Origin of the sequence: Kitasatospora sp. NPDC004745 (assembly GCF_042873275.1) — a bacterium.
Taxonomy (GTDB): Bacteria; Actinomycetota; Actinomycetes; order Streptomycetales; family Streptomycetaceae; genus Kitasatospora.
In genome coordinates, this window is the sequence record NZ_JBIALK010000008.1 from 142213 (window position 1) to 160310 (window position 18098).

General features: G+C 73.9%; 13 protein-coding genes. 9 read left to right on the forward strand and 4 right to left on the reverse strand.

Features of this window, described 5'->3' with window-relative positions:
• Positions 1-78 precede the first annotated feature (78 nt).
• Positions 79-1560, forward strand: a complete 1482-nt coding sequence (locus tag ACFYUY_RS16710; RefSeq protein ID WP_387901192.1) for a DUF6350 family protein — start codon at positions 79-81, stop codon at positions 1558-1560.
• Here the strand turns inward: ACFYUY_RS16710 and ACFYUY_RS16715 are convergent.
• A complete protein-coding gene (locus tag ACFYUY_RS16715; protein ID WP_360208957.1) occupies positions 1541-2185 on the reverse strand; it encodes a hypothetical protein in 645 nt (214 codons plus the stop codon). The two genes, ACFYUY_RS16710 and ACFYUY_RS16715, sit on opposite strands and share 20 nt — an antisense overlap.
• A 414-nt stretch (positions 2186-2599) precedes the next feature.
• On the opposite strand from ACFYUY_RS16715, the gene purN reads away from it, so the two are divergent.
• Both purN and purH read left to right on the forward strand, forming a co-directional pair.
• A complete protein-coding gene (gene purN, locus ACFYUY_RS16720; RefSeq protein ID WP_360208955.1) occupies positions 2600-3256 on the forward strand; it encodes a phosphoribosylglycinamide formyltransferase in 657 nt (218 codons plus the stop codon).
• Positions 3253-4830, forward strand: coding sequence for a bifunctional phosphoribosylaminoimidazolecarboxamide formyltransferase/IMP cyclohydrolase (purH, locus tag ACFYUY_RS16725; RefSeq protein ID WP_360208953.1), 1578 nt, complete (start codon positions 3253-3255; stop codon positions 4828-4830). The genes purN and purH overlap by 4 nt, the downstream gene beginning before the upstream one ends.
• A gap of 157 nt (positions 4831-4987) precedes the next feature.
• On the opposite strand, the gene ACFYUY_RS16730 is transcribed toward purH, so the two are convergent.
• Entirely contained in the window at positions 4988-5608 is a 621-nt protein-coding gene (locus ACFYUY_RS16730) for a hypothetical protein (RefSeq protein WP_387901197.1), read from the reverse strand.
• Positions 5609-6089: 481 nt separating this feature from the next.
• On the opposite strand from ACFYUY_RS16730, the gene ACFYUY_RS16735 reads away from it, so the two are divergent.
• From ACFYUY_RS16735 to ACFYUY_RS16760, 6 genes are all read left to right on the forward strand, one after another.
• Entirely contained in the window at positions 6090-6944 is an 855-nt protein-coding gene (locus ACFYUY_RS16735) for a bifunctional methylenetetrahydrofolate dehydrogenase/methenyltetrahydrofolate cyclohydrolase (protein WP_360223087.1), read from the forward strand.
• Between the two features lie 34 nt (positions 6945-6978).
• On the forward strand, positions 6979-7404 hold the full coding sequence (locus ACFYUY_RS16740) for a DUF3017 domain-containing protein (protein ID WP_360223084.1): 426 nt from the start codon (positions 6979-6981) through the stop codon (positions 7402-7404).
• A gap of 201 nt (positions 7405-7605) precedes the next feature.
• Entirely contained in the window at positions 7606-8598 is a 993-nt protein-coding gene (locus ACFYUY_RS16745) for a malate dehydrogenase (RefSeq protein WP_360223081.1), read from the forward strand.
• 75 nt (positions 8599-8673) lie between these two features.
• Positions 8674-9999 carry a hemolysin family protein gene (locus tag ACFYUY_RS16750; protein ID WP_360223078.1) on the forward strand — a complete coding sequence of 442 codons (1326 nt, stop codon included), beginning with the start codon at positions 8674-8676 and terminating at the stop codon, positions 9997-9999.
• Between the two features lie 30 nt (positions 10000-10029).
• The gene (trpS, locus tag ACFYUY_RS16755; protein WP_360223075.1) at positions 10030-11070 is read left to right on the forward strand and encodes a tryptophan--tRNA ligase; all 1041 of its coding nucleotides are present in this window, start codon (positions 10030-10032) and stop codon (positions 11068-11070) included.
• 62 nt (positions 11071-11132) lie between these two features.
• Positions 11133-11621 (forward strand): 2'-5' RNA ligase family protein, encoded by a 489-nt coding sequence (locus ACFYUY_RS16760; protein WP_360223072.1) that lies wholly within the window; start codon positions 11133-11135, stop codon positions 11619-11621.
• Here the strand turns inward: ACFYUY_RS16760 and ACFYUY_RS16765 are convergent.
• Positions 11606-14122, reverse strand: a complete 2517-nt coding sequence (locus ACFYUY_RS16765; protein ID WP_387901202.1) for a CDP-glycerol glycerophosphotransferase family protein — start codon at positions 14120-14122, stop codon at positions 11606-11608. The two genes, ACFYUY_RS16760 and ACFYUY_RS16765, sit on opposite strands and share 16 nt — an antisense overlap.
• A gap of 276 nt (positions 14123-14398) precedes the next feature.
• Complete coding sequence (locus tag ACFYUY_RS16770; protein ID WP_363364108.1) at positions 14399-17971, reverse strand: CDP-glycerol glycerophosphotransferase family protein; 3573 nt, start codon at positions 17969-17971, stop codon at positions 14399-14401.
• Positions 17972-18098: the final 127 nt, after the last annotated feature.

Here is an 18098-nt window from a genome sequence, read left to right on the forward strand (position 1 = left end):
ATAAGCCAATAATCTGGGACACGGCGGCAGTTTGCCGCTTCACCGAGCATGGCGAGTCGCCTTGGCACCATGAGGCGCATGACGCAGCTGATGGGCCGTCCGATCCTCGAAGTGCCGGGCGAGCTGGGTGGACGCCCGCTGCCGGCCGACCTGTTGGCGGGGGTGCGGACGGCGCTGGTCGGCCTGGCGGCGGTCGGGGTGCCGGTGCTGGGGCTCTGGGTGGCCACGCCGTACGCGGACAACGGCGCGGCCGGTGCCACCCGGTTGGCGGGTGCGCTGTGGCTGCTCGGGCACGGCGCGCCGCTGGTGCGGGGGGCCGCGGACGCCCCGCTGACCGTCACTCCGCTGCTCCTGGGCGTGCTGGCGGTGGTTCAGCTCTACCGGGCCGCCGCCGGCGTGGCCGCCCGGCGCGGGCCCCGGCGGCGGTGGGGCGGCCCGGTCGCGGTGTGGGCGGGCTACTGCGCGGTGGCGTTCGCGGTGGTCCTGCACTGCACGGGCGACGGGCTCTTCCGGACCAGGGTGCTGCCGGACGTGCTGGTGGTGGGCCTGGTGACCGGGCTGGCGACGGCGGCGGGCGCCCGCTCGGCGCGGGCCTCCGGTCCGGGTCGGCCGCTGCTGGACCGGCTGCCGCCGTCGCTGCGCCCGTCCGGTGGCGAGGCGGCGGTGCGCGGGGCCGCGCTGGCCGCCGGTGCGGGGCTGGCGGCGGCGGGCGGGCTGCTGGTGGCGGTCGCGGCGGTGCTGGCCGCGGTGGTCGGGGGCGGCCGCGGGGCGGCGGTGCTCGGGGGCGGTCCGGCGGCCCTGGCCGGCTTGCTGCTGCTCGGGGTCGCGCTGCTGCCGAACGCCGTGCTCTGGGGGGCCGCGTACGCGCTGGGGCCGGGCTTCGCGGTGGGCGCCGGGACGGCGGTGGCCCCGGCCGGTACGGCGCTCGGCCCGGTGCCGGAGTTCCCGCTGTTCGCGCTGCTCCCGGCCGAGGGGCCGGGCGGCTGGCGGTGGGCGGCGCTGCTGCTGCCGGTGCTCGCGGCCGTGGTGCCGGCGGTGCTGCTGGGCCGGGCGGCGGCCGGTCACGGCCGCCCGGCGGAGCCCACGGGGGAGCCCACCGGGGAGCCCGGTGCGGAGGCCGGTGCGGTGCCCTGGTCGCCGGCCGCCACGGCGGCGGCGGTGCTGGCGGCGGCGCTGCTGACGGGTGCCGGGGCGGCCGCCCTGGGCTGGCTGTCGGGCGGCGCGCTCGCCGGTGGGCGGATGGCGTGGATCGGCCCGGTGCCGTGGTGGACGGGCCTGGCGGCGGCGGGCTGGCTGGTGCTGGTGGCCGTGCCGGGGGCGCTGCTGACCCGTCACCGGGCGCTGCGTCCCGCGGTCGCCGCCCCTGGGGTCGCCGCCCCCGGGGACGGCGGTGTCGGGGACGGCGGTGTGGGGGGCGCTCCGCTCACCGCCCGCGCCCGGCTCGCGGCGCAGGCGCACCGGGGTGCGCTGCTGGTGCGCGCCCGCGCGTACGCCGCCGTGGTGCGCCTGAGCGGACCTCGGGAGGGGTGGGGTCCGGGACCTACCCGGCGTTCCCGGTGAAGTCCACGTACCACTTGGGCGCCAGGCGGTTGCAGTTCTCGGCGCCGACGGAGGTCAGCGAGTCCCGGACGCAGGTGACGTAGTCGTCGTAGTACACCCCGAGGGCGATCACCGAGGAGGCGACCACGACGGTCATCGCGCCGGTGAGGATGCCCGCGAGCGCGGCCGGGGTGAGCGGGTTCGGGGCGGCGGGCCGGGGCGCGGCGCCGGGGCCCGCGGCCGCGCGCCGCGGGGTGCGCATCGCGCTGACGCCCAGGACGATGCCGAGCACGCCGAAGAACAGGGCCGCCCACTGGAGGCCGATGAACAGGCAGACCAGCGCGGCCGGTCCGGCGAGGGCGGCGTTGCGGGCGCGGCGCTGGGCCGGGTCGGTGGGGTCGAGCTTCGGCGGCTGCGGGGCGGGGGGCCGCGGCCCCCGGCCGTCACCGTGCTGGACGGGGCCCCAGGGGTGCGGCGGCGGGAACTGCGGGCGCTCGCCGGTGCCCTGGCCGTCGGGCCCCTGGCCGCCGTCGCCCCGGGGGTGCTCGCCGGGCCAGGGGTTGCGCGGCTGCCACGGCTGGTCCGGGGCATCCGCCGGCGGCGGCGCGAAGGGGTTGCGCTCGCCGGTGTCGTCACCGCTGCTCATGGTTCAGCCATTCCTTCTCGGTCGGAGGGGCGGTCTCCCGCGCCCCCTATGATCCCGCAGCCGTTCGCCGGGGCTCCGGCGGCCCGCCCGCTGCCCGGGCCGGGAGGGGCCCGCCGTGGCCGTCCGGTGCGGGACGGCCGCCCGGGTTCCGGACGCGCCCCGCCGCGGCAACTGCGCTGCGGGGGGCGGGAGGAGATCCCCGTCTCAACTACGCGCGTAGCGCCGACAGGAGGGTTCGAGGGGCGTCCGACCAGCCGTTATCGTGGTGACGGTCAGCAGCTCACATAGGTTCCCGGGGGCCCGCGTCGCGGCGGGTTCTCCTGGTGTTCCCCCTCGCTCGACCTGCCGTTCGTAGTGGCCCCACCGCCGGTGGACGTACCAGCGGGCGGCGCCCGACCTACGGAGAATCGCGCAGTGGCCGCCCCCGCCCAGCTCTTCCCGCCCCGTACGCCCGGACCGGCCCGACTGGTGGTGCTGGTCTCCGGTTCCGGCACCAATCTGCAGGCGCTGATCGACGCCGCCGCCGATCCGGCCTTCGGGGCCGAGATCGTCGCCGTGGGCGCGGACCGCGACGGGATCGCCGGTCTGGAGCGCGCCGGGAGGGCCGGACTGCCGGTCTTCGTGCACCGGGTGAAGGACCACCCGGACCGGGCCGACTGGGACCGCGCGCTGACCGCCTCCGTCGCCGCCCACGAACCGGACCTGGTGGTCACGGCCGGGTTCATGAAGATCCTCGGCCCCGAGTTCATCGCGGCCTTCGCCGGGCGGATCGTGAACACCCACCCCGCGCTGCTGCCGTCCTTCCCCGGTGCCCACGGCGTGGCCGACGCCCTCGCCTACGGGGTCCGGGTCACCGGCTGCACCGTCCACCTGGTCGACGCCGGGGTGGACACCGGGCCGATCATCGCGCAGGGCGTCGTCGAGGTCGTCGACGCCGACCACGCCGATGGCGGCGACGCGCTGCACGAGCGCATCAAGACTGTCGAGCGCAAGCTGCTCGTCGACGTCGTGGGCCGGCTGGCCCGCGAAGGTCACCGCATCGAGGACCGAAAGGTATGGATTCCGGCATGAGCGCAAGCTCCACCACCCCTCCTGTCTCCGAGGACGTCCGTCCGATCCGTCGCGCGCTGATCAGCGTGTACGACAAGACCGGTCTGGAGGAGCTGGCCCAGGGCCTGCACGCCGCCGGGGTCGCCATCGTCTCCACCGGCTCGACCGCAGGCCGGATCGCCGCCGCCGGCGTCCCGGTGACCGAGGTCTCCGAGCTGACCGGCTTCCCGGAGTGCCTGGACGGGCGAGTGAAGACCCTGCACCCGCGCGTGCACGCCGGCGTGCTCGCCGACCTGCGGCTGGAGTCGCACCGCGCGCAGCTGGCCGAGCTGGGCGTCGAGCCCTTCGACCTGGTCGTGGTGAACCTCTACCCGTTCAAGGCCACCGTCGCCTCGGGCGCCACCCCGGACGAGTGCGTCGAGCAGATCGACATCGGCGGCCCGAGCATGGTCCGCGCCGCCGCCAAGAACCACCCGTCGGTGGCCGTCGTGGTCGACCCGGCCCGCTACGGCGACGTGCTGGAGGCCGTCGCCGGCGGCGGCTTCGACCTGGCCACCCGCAAGCGCCTGGCCGGTGCCGCGTTCGCGCACACCGCCGCCTACGACGTCGCGGTCGCCTCGTGGTTCGAGGCCGGCTACGCGCCGAGCGACGAGCGCTTCCCGGAGTTCCTGGGCGCGACCTGGGAGCGGCAGAACGTGCTGCGCTACGGCGAGAACCCGCACCAGGGCGCCGCGCTGTACAGCGACGGCACGGGCGGCCTGGCCGGCGCGCAGCAGCTGCACGGCAAGGAGATGTCGTACAACAACTACGTCGACACCGACGCCGCGCGCCGTGCCGCGTACGACCACGCCGAGCCGGCCGTCGCGATCATCAAGCACGCCAACCCCTGCGGCATCGCGACCGGCGCGGACGTCGCCGAGGCGCACCGCAAGGCGCACGAGTGCGACCCGGTGTCGGCGTACGGCGGCGTGATCGCGGTCAACCGCCCGGTCACCGTCGAGCTGGCCGAGCAGATCGCCCCGATCTTCACCGAGGTCGTGGTGGCCCCGGGTTACGAGGACGGCGCCGTCGAGGTGCTGGCCCGGAAGAAGAACCTGCGGGTGCTGCTGGCCCCCGAGGCGCCGGCCGGCCGGCAGGAGGTGCGCCCGGTCTCCGGCGGCGTGCTGCTGCAGGACACCGACCGGGTGCACGCCGAGGGCGACGACCCGGCGAACTGGACGCTGGCCACCGGCGAGGCGCTGTCCGGCGCGGAGCTGGCCGAGCTGGCCTTCGCCTGGCGGGCCTGCCGGGCCGTCAAGTCCAACGCGATCCTGCTGGCCAAGGACGGAGCCTCGGTGGGCGTCGGCATGGGCCAGGTCAACCGGGTCGACTCGTGCAAGCTCGCGGTCGAGCGGGCCGGCGAGCGCGCCAAGGGCGCCTACGCGGCCTCGGACGCGTTCTTCCCGTTCGCGGACGGTGCGGCGATCCTGATCGCGGCCGGCGTGCGGGCCATCGTGCAGCCGGGTGGTTCGATCCGGGACGAGGAGGTCGTCGCGGCGGCCGCCGAGGCGGGCGTGACGATGTACTTCACCGGCGCCCGGCACTTCTTCCACTGATCGCCCGGTCGCCCGACCCGTCCGGTCGCCCGACCGTCACCGGCTGACGGTGTGACGGAGCGGCCCGGCCCCCTCCCGCGGGAGGGGGCCGGGCCGCTCGTCGTTCCGGCCCGGCGGCCGGTGGCCCGGTGCGGGCGCCGCCCGCCGGGCCCGGTGCTCAGTAGCGCGGCCGGGAGAACCAGGCGACGCCGTCCTTCACGCTCATCGAGACGATCATGATGATCGACACCGCGAGCCACATCAGCACGAAGACCAGGCCGACCGGGTTGGCCTTGTTGGCGAAGGTGCCGAGCAGCCCGAGCAGGCCCAGCAGCGCGCCGAGCGCGCCGTACACCAGGGTGGTGACGCGCACGGCCGGGCCGCCCTTGCCGAACTTCGCGCCCAGCGTGATCGAGAACGCCGCGAACAGCGCGCACACGACGCCGATCACCACCAGCACACCGGCCGCCGCGTTGCCGAAGCCGTTGAACGGGTCGTTGCCGTCGATCTCCTGCGCCCGGTTGGTGACCTCCTTGGCCGCCGCGGCGATGATCAGGTACGCACCCGCGCCGATGATCTGCACGGCGCCGATGACGAACAGCAGCACCCGGGTGGTGACGACCAGGCCCGGCATGCTCTGCGGGACGGCCGGCGGGTAGCCGTAGCCCGGGGCGCCGTAGCCCGGAGCGGCCTGCGGGTAGCCGTACGCGGCGGCCGGCGGGGCCTGCTGGGGGTAGCCGTAGCCGGGGGCCTGCGGCGGCTGGCCGTACGGGTTGTTCGGGTCGGGCGGGTAACTCATCGATGCCTCCGGGCAGTTACGGGGACGTGGGGACGGTGCGGAGGTCCCGGTTCCGGTCGGCGGGTCGGGTCGTCGACGGAACGGGGCGCGGGCAGGGCGGAGGCCCGGCACGGGGCCGGGCGGCGCGGTCGGCTCAGCCGCGTGGTGAGCGCGGTGGCGGCGGCGCGAGCGGAGTCGTCGACGGGCACGCCGCGGGCGGGACGACGCCTCGCTGGTCGGGCTGCTCGATCTGAAGTGGTCGGCTCACGTGCTCTTTCCCCCGGGTACGCCCCGCCGGGAGTCCGTCGGCCCGTCACCGGGCCGGTTCGCGGCAGGGAATGCCCGCATATCGTCGAACGGACGGCCTGGCCGTGTCCAGCCGGTTCCCCGCGCGCGGGCCGGACTGTGGCGCAACCGCAACGTGGCCAGGACGTTCCGTGTCCGTTCGGTCGGCTGGCGGGCCCTGGTACGGCGGCGCGCCGCGATCCGGGAGAATGGGGTCATGACTGCCCAGATTCTCGATGGCAAGGCCACCGCCGCCGCGATCAAGTCCGAACTCGCCGCCCGCGTGGCGGCCCTCAAGGCGAAGGGCGTCACGCCCGGCCTCGGCACCGTCCTGGTCGGCGACGACCCGGGCAGCCGCTGGTACGTGAACGGCAAGCACCGCGACTGCGCCGAGGTCGGCATCGCCTCGATCCAGCGCGAGCTGCCCGCCACCGCCACGCAGGAGGACGTCGAGAACGTCGTCCGCGAGCTCAACGCCGACCCCGCGTGCACCGGCTACATCGTCCAGCTGCCGCTGCCCAAGGGCCTGGACCAGAACCCGGTCCTGGAGCTGATGGACCCGGACAAGGACGCGGACGGCCTGCACCCGACCTCGCTCGGCCGCCTCGCCCTGGGCATCGAGGGCCCGCTGCCCTGCACCCCGCTGGGCATCGTCGAGCTGCTGCGCCGCCACGGCGTCGGGATCGACGGCGCCGAGGTGGTCGTGATCGGCCGCGGTGTCACCGTCGGCCGTTCGATCGGCCTGCTGCTCACCCGCCGCAGCGAGAACGCCACCGTGACCCTGTGCCACACCGGCACCCGGGACCTCGCCTACCACCTGCGCAAGGCCGACATCGTGGTGGCCGCCGCCGGTGTGCCGCACCTGGTCAAGCCGGAGGACGTCAAGCCGGGCGCGGCGGTGCTGGACGTGGGCGTCAGCCGTAGCGAGGGCAAGATCGTCGGCGACGTGCACCCCGGCGTGGCCGAGGTGGCCGGGTGGATCTCCCCCAACCCCGGCGGCGTGGGCCCGATGACCCGGGCCATGCTGCTCAACAACATCGTCGTGGCGGCCGAGCGCCGCGCCGGCGTCTGACACCCGACCGACACCACGACGAGGGACGGCGAGCATGACGGAACCGCGACCGGCGCGGACCCGGCGCAGGCCGGTCAAGACCACCGGCACCCTGCCGCCCGAGGGCTCGGCCGCGGCCCTGGGGCGTGACCACGCGCTGCCCGTCCGGCAGTGGCCGATAACCCTGGTCCTGCTGGTGGTCGGCGCCGGTCTCGCGGTCACCTGGTTCGCCGACTTCAAGGACGGCTTCAAGTACGGGCTGCTGATCCTCGGCGGCGGGGTGCTGCTCGGCGCCGTGCTGCGGCTGGTGATGCCCGAGGTCGGGATGCTGGCGGTGCGCAGCCGCTTCACCGACGTGATCGTGCTGACCTTCCTGGGCGCGTCGATCGTGCTGCTGACCCTGGTGGCACAGCCGAACCCGTGGCTGGAGATCCCGCTGCTCGACAACATCGGCCAGCTGATCGGCCGGCCCAAGCACTGAGCCGGGCCCCCGTGACGGCCCCCGCCCGGACCCTCCGGGCGGGGGCCGCCGTCGTTGTGACGCATCAGCCAGTCCGGTACCCGCGGCGTACGCTTCGCTTTGCGATAACCTGACGCCGGTCTCTCGATGTCGAGAGACCATCCTCGGCTCCAGTGCGCCGGTGTGCCTGGGGCACCTGGCGATTTGCTGGAGAAGGTAGAAATGACCCGCACCCCCGTCAACGTCACCATCACCGGAGCGGCCGGCCAGATCGGCTACGCGCTGCTCTTCCGCATCGCCTCGGGCCACCTGCTCGGTGCCGACGTGCCGGTGAACCTGCGCCTCCTGGAGATCCCGCAGGGCCTCAAGGCCGCCGAGGGCACCGCCATGGAGCTCGTCGACTGCGCCTTCCCGCTGCTGCGCGACATCACCATCACGGACAACGCGAACGAGGCCTTCGACGGCGCCAACGTGGCGCTGCTGGTCGGCGCCCGTCCGCGCACCGCGGGCATGGAGCGCGGCGACCTGCTGCAGGCCAACGGCGGCATCTTCGGCCCGCAGGGCAAGGCGATCAACGACCACGCCGCGGACGACATCAAGGTCCTGGTGGTCGGCAACCCGGCCAACACCAACGCCCTGATCGCCCAGCGCAACGCCCCGGACGTCCCGGCCGAGCGCTTCACCGCGATGACCCGCCTGGACCACAACCGGGCCGTCGGCCAGCTGTCCCTGAAGACCGGTGCGCCGGTCTCCGAGATCAAGCGCGTCACCATCTGGGGCAACCACTCCGCCACCCAGTACCCGGACGTCTTCCAGGCCGAGATCGCCGGCAAGCCGGCCTTCGAGGCCGTCGGCAGCGACCAGGCCTGGCTGGAGAACGACTTCATCCCGACCGTCGCCAAGCGCGGCGCGGCCATCATCGACGCCCGCGGCGCCTCCTCGGCCGCCTCGGCCGCCAACGCCGCCATCGACCACGTGCACACCTGGGTCAACGGCACCGCCGAGGGCGACTGGACCTCCATGGGCGTCGTCTCCGACGGCTCCTACGGCGTCCCGGCCGGTCTGATCTCCTCCTTCCCGGTCACCACCAAGGCCGGCAAGTTCGAGATCGTCCAGGGCCTGGAGATCTCCGACTTCTCGCGCGCCCGCATCGACGCCTCGGTCAAGGAGCTGACCGAGGAGCGCGACGCGGTCCAGGAGCTCGGCCTCATCTGAGCCCCGCGCGACGCCTCCCGACGGCCCGCCGCCCCTCCCGAGGGGCGGCGGGCCGTCGCCCTACACTGGCCCGCTGTGAACGAAACCCTCGGGGACGCCGCGCTCGTCCTCGTCTTCATCCTGCTGGGCGGACTGTTCAACGTCGCCGAGATCTCGCTGATCTCGCTGCGCGAGGGCCAGATCCGGACCCTGGAGGCGCACGGCACCCGCCGCTCCGCCCGGGCCGCCCACCTGGCCGCCGACCCCAACCGCTTCCTGGCCGCCGTCCAGGTCGGCGTGACCTGCATGGGCTTCCTGTCCGCGGCCTTCGGCGCGGACACCCTGTCCGGCAAGGTCGCCCCGCTGTTCGTGCGGGCCGGGCTGACCGAGGGCGTCGCCGACGCGATCGCCCTGGTCGGCCTCACCCTGGTGATCAGCTACGCCTCGCTGGTGCTCGGGGAGCTCACCCCCAAGCGCATCGGCCTGCAGCGCGCCGAGTCCATCGCGGTGCTCGCGGCGCCGGTGGTCGACGTGATGTCGGTGGTGCTGCGCCCGGTGATCTGGCTGCTCGGCCACTCCACCAACCTGATGGTCCGCCTGCTCGGCGGCGACCCGGCCGCCGGCCGCGGGTCGATGAGCTCCGAGGAGCTCCGCGGCCTGGTCGCCGCCAACACCGAACTCGGCAGCGACGAGCGCGCGTTGATCGCGGACGTGTTCTCCGCCGGGGAGCGCCAGCTGCGCGAGGTGATGGTCCCGAGGACGGAGGTGACCTTCCTGGACGCCGAGCGCCCGCTGGCCGCCGTCCGGCACCAGGCGGACACCTCGCCGCACTCGCGCTACCCGGTGGTCGAGGGCAGCGCCGACGCGGTGGTCGGCTTCGTCCACGTCCGCGACCTGTACGGCGCGCGCGGCGAGCAGGCCGTCAAGGCCCGCGACCTGGCCCGCCCGGTCAAGCTGCTGCCCGGCACCAAGCTGGTGCTGGAGGCGATGGGCGAGATGCGCCGGGAGGGCCACCACCTGGCGATCGTGGTGGACGAGTACGGCGGCACCGCCGGGATCGTCACCCTGGAGGACCTGGTCGAGGAGGTGATCGGCGAGATCCGGGACGAGTACGACCGGCCGGAGACCGCCGCCACCCGTCGGCTGGCCGGCGGCGGCATGGAGCTCGACGGCCTGCTCAACCTCGGCGACTTCACCGAGGAGACCGGCGCCACCCTGCCCGAGGGCCCGTACGAGACGGTGGCGGGCTGCCTGGTCGCCTCGCTCGGCCGGCTCCCCCGGGACGGCGACCAGGTGCGCGTCCCGGTCGACGGCGGGGGCGGCGTGCTGCTGACGGTGGCCAAGATGGAGGGCCGGCGGATCGCCAGGGTGAGGGTGAGTGCGGTCACACTGGCGGAACCTCCAGGGGCAGACGTTTCCTGAGCGACCGGTGGAACTGGAACAATGGCGCGCATGGTCAACGCAGCGGTCACCGGTCCGGTCAAGGACCGTCCCCGGGTGCTCTCCGGCATCCAGCCCACCTCCGGCTCGTTCCACCTCGGCAACTACCTGGGCGCGGTGCGCCAGTGGGTCGACCTGCAGAAGGAGAACGACGCCTTCTACATGGTCGTCGACCTGCACGCGATCACCGTCGAGCAGGACCCGGCGACGCTGCGCCAGAACACCCGGATCTCCGCCGCACAGCTGCTCGGGGCCGGCCTGGACCCTGAGCACTGCACCCTGTTCGTCCAGTCGCACGTGCCCGAGCACGCGCAGCTCGGCTGGGTGATGAACTGCCTCACCGGCTTCGGCGAGGCCTCCCGGATGACCCAGTTCAAGGACAAGTCGGCCAAGCAGGGCGCCGCCGGCACCTCCGTGGGCCTGTTCACCTATCCGATCCTCCAGGTCGCCGACATCCTGCTCTACCAGGCGGACGCCGTCCCCGTCGGCGAGGACCAGCGCCAGCACGTGGAGCTCACCCGCGACCTCGCGGAGCGCTTCAACACCCGCTACAGCCCGACCTTCACGGTCCCGAAGCCGTACATCCTCAAGGAGACGGCCAAGATCCAGGACCTCCAGGACCCGGCGATCAAGATGAGCAAGTCGGCCTCCTCGGCCAAGGGCCTGGTCAGCCTGCTGGACGACGCGAAGACGAGCGCCAAGAAGTTCAAGAGCGCCGTCACCGACACCGGCACCGTGGTCTCCTACGACGAGGAGGAGAAGGCCGGCGTCTCCAACCTGCTGCGCATCCACTCGGCGCTCAGCGGCCAGTCGGTCGAGCAGCTGGTCGCGCACTTCGAGGGCAAGATGTACGGCGCCCTGAAGACCGAGCTGGCCGAGCTGTTCACCGAGTGGGTCACCCCCTTCCAGGAGCGCACCCGCGTCTACCTGGACGACCCGGCCGAGCTGGACCGGGTGCTGGCGATCGGCGGCGAGAAGGCCCGCGAGGTGGCCGCGCAGACGCTGGCGACGGTGTACGACCGGATCGGCTTCCTCCCGGCCGCCAAGCGGTGACTGCGCTGCCGCGACTGCCCGATGGTGAGGACCTCCCGGAGGTCCTCACCATCGGCGTGTCCGTGAGCGTCCCGGACCCGTACGGGACGGAGATCCAGGACGCCCGCGCCGGGCACGGCGATCCGCAGGCCCGGTCGATACCGACGCACGTGACCCTGCTGCCGCCGACCGAGGTGCCGGCCGGGGCGCTGCCGAAGATCGAGGAGCACCTGGCCGCGGTGGCCGCCGCGCACCGGCCGTTCCGGATGCTGCTGAGCGGCGCCGGGACCTTCCGCCCGGTCTCCCCGGTGGTGTTCGTCCGGGTCGAGGAGGGCGCGCAGGAGTGCCGCCTGCTGGAGGCGGACGTCCGCTCCGGCCCGCTGGCCCGCGAGCTGGCCTTCCCCTACCACCCGCACGTGACGGTGGCGCACGGCCTGTCCGAGGACGCGCTCGACCAGGCGTACGCGCAGGCCCGCGGTTTCCGGGCGGCCTTCGACGTGCCGGGCTTCAGCCTCTCCCGCTTCGACGCGGACGAGGTCTGGCGGCCCTGGCGCGGCTACCGGTTCTCCTGACCCGTCCCCAGCTCCAGCATCCGGTCCACCACCCGGCGGGACGCCCCGCCGTCGTCCAGGACGCAGTGCTCGGCCCGGAAGCGGCGGTGGCGCTCGGCGTAGCCGGGCGGCAGCCCGGTGCCGCCGTCGGCGAGTTCGCGCAGCGCGCGGAGCAGTCCGGCGGAGGTGGGGACGAGCGGGCCGGGGGCCTGCGGCTCGAAGTCGAAGTAGAAGCCGCGCAGGGTGTCCCGGTAGTGCTCCAGGTCGTAGGTGAAGAAGAGCACCGGGCGGCCCGTGACGGCGAAGTCGAACATGATCGACGAGTAGTCGGTCACCAGCACGTCCGCGACCAGCAGCAGCTCCTGCGGGTCCGGGTAGTCCCCGCAGTCGTACAGGAAGCCGTCCCCGGCGCCGGGCAGCGGTTCGCGGACGTGTGCGTGCGGGCGGACCAGCAGCACGTGGTCCGGGCCGAGCAGGCGCCGGGCGTGGTCGAGGTCGAGGCGCAGGTCGAAGCGGAAGCCGTCGCCGTCGCCGCGCTGCTGGTCCTCCCGCCAGGTCGGCGCGTACAGCACGATCCGCTTGCCGTCCGGGACGCCGAGCCTGCGGCGGACGGCCGCGGCGGTGCGTCGGTCGGGTCTGGCGAGCACGTCGTTGCGGGGGTAGCCGGCCTCCAGGATCTCGCCCTGGTAGCGGAAGGCGCGGCGCAGGATCGGGGTGGCGAACGGGCTGGGGGAGAGCAGCAGGCTCCACTGCGGGGTCTCCCGGTCGAGCGCGTCCAGGTAGCCGTGGTCGGCCAGCCAGGGGTTGTCGACGTCGTGGGCGATCCGCTTCAGCAGTGAGCCGTGCCAGGTCTGCACCACCACCTGGCCGGGGCGGCGTTCCAGGAAGTCCGGGAAGTGGGTGTTGCCGACGAGGTAGCGGCAGGTGGCCAGGGCCCGGTACCACTCGGGGCTCCAGATCCGGACGGCGCGCACCCCGGGCGGGAGTTCGGCCTGGGCGTCGTCGACCACCCAGAGGTGCTCCAACGGCGCGCTGCGGCGGTCGAGTTCGGCGTGCACCGCGCGCGGCGAGTCGGCGTAGCCGCGGCCGCCGAACACGTCGTACAGCACGGCCTCGCGCAGCGGCTCGCGGCGGGCGGCGGGGTACGCGCGGGTGCGCAGCCGGGCCTGCGTCCAGGCACTGCGCTCGGTGGCGGTGAGCACCGGGGTGGAGTCCACCAGCAGGGTGTCGTGCCAGCGGCGCTGCAGCAGGATCCGCTTGCCGCCGACGGAGGTGGCGGCGGGCAGGGCGGGGAGCGCGGCGGGCGCGGCGAGCAGCGGGCGGCTCGGGCCGGAGTGCCCGACGGGCTCCAGCGACGCCTCCCAGACGCCCTTGCGCAGCGGCAGGCCGGCGCCGTCCGAGCCGGTGCGGGTCGCCGGCACCCGGACCAGGAACCGGCCGCCGGGGCCGGTCTCGACGGGGCTGCGCACCTCGCCGGCCACGCCGGTGTGCCGCAGCACGAGCTCCAGCCGGTCGGCGGAGCCCCCAGGGCAGTGGCCGGTGAGCTCGAAGCCGCCGGCCCGGACGGCGATCCGCTCGACCAGGCCGGCCGCCGGCTGGACGCACAGCTGGAGCCGCCCGTCGGCGAGGTGCTTGAGGTAGAGCGCGCGGTCCGGGGCGCCGGGCAGCCGGTGCTGGCCGGCCACCCGGCCGTGGCGCTCATCGAGGCAGAGCTGCTCGGTGGTGCCGTCGGGGCGCTGCAACTCGGCGTCCCAGTGTTCGAGGTCGTCGGCGCCGCGGCCGTCGGCGGTGAACGGCCGGTACGGGACGTGGACGGCGAAGCGGTCGCCGGTGCGGGCGACCGGCCTTTCGATGACGGCCGGGCTCTGCCGGTGGCGCAGCCGCAGCACGGTGCCGTCGGGCTGGTCGTGCGCGGTGCCGCGCAGGTCGAGGCCGTCGGCGGTGGGGGCGGCGTGGGTGAGCCGGACGCCGGGGCGTTCGAGCCGCAGCCGCAGCCGCCCGTCGGAGAACTCCGGCTGGAGGCGGACGTCCCGGTCCAGCCAGCGGGCCGGCGGGTACTCGCCGGAGCCGCACCAGTGCGGGGCGAGGGAGCCGTACTGGCGCCGCACCCGGGCCGGGCGCGGGCGGGTGAACAGGGTGGCCTCGACCTGCCAGTCGCCGAGCGGCCAGTCGGGGCCGCGGCGCAGCCGGGCCGGGTCGACCAGGGCGGTGAAGCCGGACCAGTCGTGGTTGAGGTCGGGCTGGGCGCTGTCGTCGGTGACCTCGGGCAGCCGGCGCGGCCGGGAGCGGAGGTGGACGGGCGGGAGGTCCGGGTCGGGGTGGCGCAGGGTCAGCCAGGTCCAGGCGGAGCCGGGGCGGCCGGTGTCGAGGTCATCCGGCCGGGCGAAGCCGGTGAGCTCCAGCCCGCGGCCCGTCCAGCGGGCGCGCAGCAGGCCGAAGACGACGTCCTCGTCCTCGGCGGGCCGCTCGGTGCCGACCCGCGGGCCCGCGTGGGGGAGGACGAACCGCGTGAGCACAGACATCGGGGGTGGGCCCTTCGGGACGGCGGCCGGGCCATGGCGGTGGACCGGGGCTCCGGGCCGATATCCACCGGGCCGGATCCGAATTGACATCCCATACCGGGACGACACCCGGGGTCAACTGTACGGTCCGGCGAATTTCCCGCGAAATTCGTCAACGAAACACGAGTTCGAGTGCAATGCGGACGTAAAGGGCGGGGAAGTGTCCAGGAAACGTCCAGAATGCGCCGAGGCGCCCGACGCGGATCGCGTCGGGCGCCTCGGCGGGGCGGGGGGCGGTTACTCCTTTCGGAGCATCGCGTCGACCACCCGGGCGGCGGCCTTGCCGTCGTCCAGGTCGCAGTACTTCTCGCGGAACGCGGCGGCCCGGTCCGCGTGCTCGGCCGCGACCTCGTCCACCCGGCCGAGCGCGTCGACCAGCTGCTCGGAGGTGGCCAGCAGCGGGCCGGGCGCCTCCGCCTCGAAGTTCAGGCTGAAGCCGCGCAGGTTGTCGCGGTAGTGCTCCAGGTCGTAGGTGAAGAACAGCACCGGCTTGCCGGTCGCGGCGAAGTCGAAGACGCTCGCCGAGTAGTCGGTGACCAGCACGTCCGCGATCAGCAGCAGCTCCGCCATGTCGGGGTAGCTGCCGACGTCCCAGACGAAGCCGTTGCCGGCGTCCGGGATCTGGCCGCACATCATGCTGTGCCGGCGCACCAGGAGCACCTGGTCGTCGCCGAGCGCGGCCTTGGCCGCCTCCAGGTCGATCCGCAGGTCCAGCTGGTAGCCGCCGTCCGGCCGGCGCCGGTCCTCGCGCCAGGTCGGCGCGTAGAGCACGACCTTCTTGCCCTCGGGCAGGCCGAGCCGTTCCCGGACCTGCTCGGCGGTCTTCTCCCGGTCGACCGCGAAGAGGAGGTCGTTCCTGGGCGAACCGCTCTCCAGGATCTCGCCCTTGTAGTCGAACGCGCGTCGCAGCACCGGAGCCGACCAGCTGTTCCCGGCGACCAGCAGGCTCCAGTTCGGAACCTCCTTGGCGAGGCCCTTCAGGTAGTTCGAATCGGTGAACCAGACCTTCTCGAAATCGAGGCCGATCTGCTTCAGCGGGCTGCCGAGCCAGGTCTGCACGACGACCTGGCCGGGGCGGCGGACGAAGAAGTCGGGCAGGTGGGTGCTGGTGACGATGTACTTGGCCGTCGCCAGCGCCTCGAACCACTCCGGGCTCCAGAGCCGCAGCGCGCCCGCGGTCTGCGGCAGCTCGGCCTGCAGGTCGTCGCTGCCCCACAGGTGCTCCAGCGGCAGGCCGCGGCGGACCAGCTCCTCGTGGATCGCCCGCGGGGAGTCGGCGTACAGGCCGCCGAGGCCGACGTTGTACAGCACGGCGTCGCGCAGCGGGTGCCGGCGGGCGCCCGGGTAGTCGACGTTGCGCAGCTGGCGCTGGCGGTAGCCGCTGCGCTCCTCGGGCAGCAGCGCCGAGTGCGACTCCAGCGAGATCCCGTCGTGGTGGCGGCGCTCCAGCACGACGCGCTTGCCGCGCGACTCCACCTCCAGCGGCAGCGCGCCGAAGCACTCCGGCGCGATCAGCGCGTACGAGCTCGGCATCTCCTCGACGGGGGCGCCGAGCGGGCGGAAGAAGACGCCCCAGGTGCCCTGGGCGAGCGGCACCCGGCCGGCGAAGGAGGCCGTCGGCACGGCCGGCATCGCGGTCCGGAACCGGCCGTCCGCGATCTCCACGGGGTAGACGTGCTCCTCCTCGCGCCAGTTGTGCCGGACGACGAGCTCCCAGCGGTGCGTGCCGGGCAGCGGGAACGAGCCGCTGAGCAGGAAGCCGTCGGCGCCGCGGGAGGAGACCTCGTCCACCACCGGCTGCAGCAGCTGGTCGGAGAACTGCAGGTAGCCGCTGGGGGAGGGCTTGGAGTAGAGGGCCCGGCGCCGGTCCGAGGGGGCCTCCGGGTTCAGCGCCAGGTGCAGCTGCGAGGGGGCGTTGCGGTCGTCCCAGGCGATCGCGACGGTGCTGCCGTCGGCGAGCACCAGCGAGGTGTCCCAGCGGTCGCGGGCGCGGTCGGCCGCCACCGGGTCCAGCTCGGCCCAGGACTCGCGCAGGGCGGTCAGCTCGGCCACCGGGAAGGAGACCGTGAACGGCTGCAGGCTGCCGACCGGCGTGCCCAGCTCCACCGGGTAGGCCAGCTCGCGGTCCGACTCGACGTGCAGGAGCCGCAGCTTGGCCCCGGCGAAGCTCGCGCCGGAGCGGGCCGCACCCGAGACCTCCACCCGGCCGCCGTGCGCGGCCAGGCCGGTCACCCGGGCCTTGACGGTCTCCACCCGCAGGTAGACGCTGCCGTCCCGGACCCACGGCACGATCCGCACGTCCGGCTCGACCCAGTGCGCCGGGATGTACTGGGCGGTGTCGCTCCAGCCGGCCCAGATCCGGCCCTTGTAGACGCCGCCCTTGCCGGCGCCGGCCACCAGGACGCGCCAGTTGCCGTCCTTCCACTGACCGCGGTGCCGGAGCTTCTTCGGGTCGATGGAGACGTTGAAGCCGGCCCAGTCGCAGTTGTACAGGTCGTGGTGGCAGCTGGCGGTGGCCTCGGGGCTGTACGTGGTCTTCATCGGCACCGCGATCACCCGGCGGCCCTTGGCCTCGCGCAGCACCAGGGTGCGGACCATGTCGTGCTTGCCGGCCGCGCCCATCTGCTCCGGGTACGCGTGGCCGGACAGCTCCAGCCGCCCGCCGACCCAGCCGGTCTCGTACAGCCGGCTGCGCATGACCAGCGAGTTGTCGAGCTTGAGCACGCCGGACGGCACGCTCTTGCGCCCGCCGCGCAGGAACGGGTAGTCGGCGTACGGCCGCAGCAGGCCGCGGGCCTGGACGCCGCCGTTGCTCTCGCCCTCGTACTTGATCTGCTCGACGAACTCGTCGATGCGGCCCTGCAGGGTCAGGTGGTACTTCAGCCGCAGCGGCGCCCGCAGCTTGCGGACCTGCTCGGGGCCGATCGCCCGGAGCAGCCGGCTGACGTTCTTGAGGTAGGCGTCCCGGTACTCCTTGTCGCCGTCCACGACGGACCAGAAGAACATCGGGATCTCCTCGACGAGGGTGTTCTCGTCGTAGGAGCGCAGGTACTGGGCGAAGCGCGGCTCGGTCTGCTTCTTCAGCCAGCCGCGGACCAGCTCGACCGAGGTGACGCGGTCGATCAGGCCCTTGGGGTTGGTCCGCATCTGCGTGATCGACATCTCGCCGACCTCGCGCTCGCGCCAGTGGTAGATCGGCTCGGAGAGGACGTCCACGCTCTTGGCGAGGTAGTGGTGCGGCACGCTGACCGGGGCGTCCTCGTACAGGATGCCCTCGGGGTAGAGGATGCCGGCCGCGTCGAAGAAGGAGCGGCGGTACACCTTGTTCCACGCGGTGCGGTCGGTGACCAGCGCCGGGATCTCGGTGATGTGCGTCTTGAGCTTGGTCTCCCGGAACGGCCTGGAGTGCCCGCCGGACTGGTAGTAGCCCACGGCGCGGAAGCGCAGCACGTTGCCGGTGGCGAAGTCCGAGCCGGTCTCGTCGAGCGTGCTGATCATCAGCTCGTACGCGCTCGGCGGCATCGAGTCGTCGCTGTCGACGAAGCACAGGAACTCGGAGTCCGGGTCGATGTGCCGGATGCCCGTGTTGCGGGCGGCGCCGAGGCCCTTGTTCACCTGGCGGACCAGCCGGAACCGGGAGTCCTTGGCCGCGTAAGCCTCGGCGAGGGCCGCGCTGTCGTCCTTCGAACCGTCGTCGACCATGACGCACTCGAAGTCCGTGAAGGTCTGGGCGGCGATCGAGTCGAGGCATTCGACCAGGTAACGCTCGACGTTGTAGATCGGAACGACGATGGAGAGGCGGGGAGCCATCGGCTACGCAGGCCTTTCTCGGGAAGGAGCGTGGCAGCCCGTGGGGGGCGTGACCGCATTTGATCGGTGCGTACGTGCGCCCCGATCCTACCTCCGGGCTCCGCGGCCCCTCCGGGCCACTACTCTG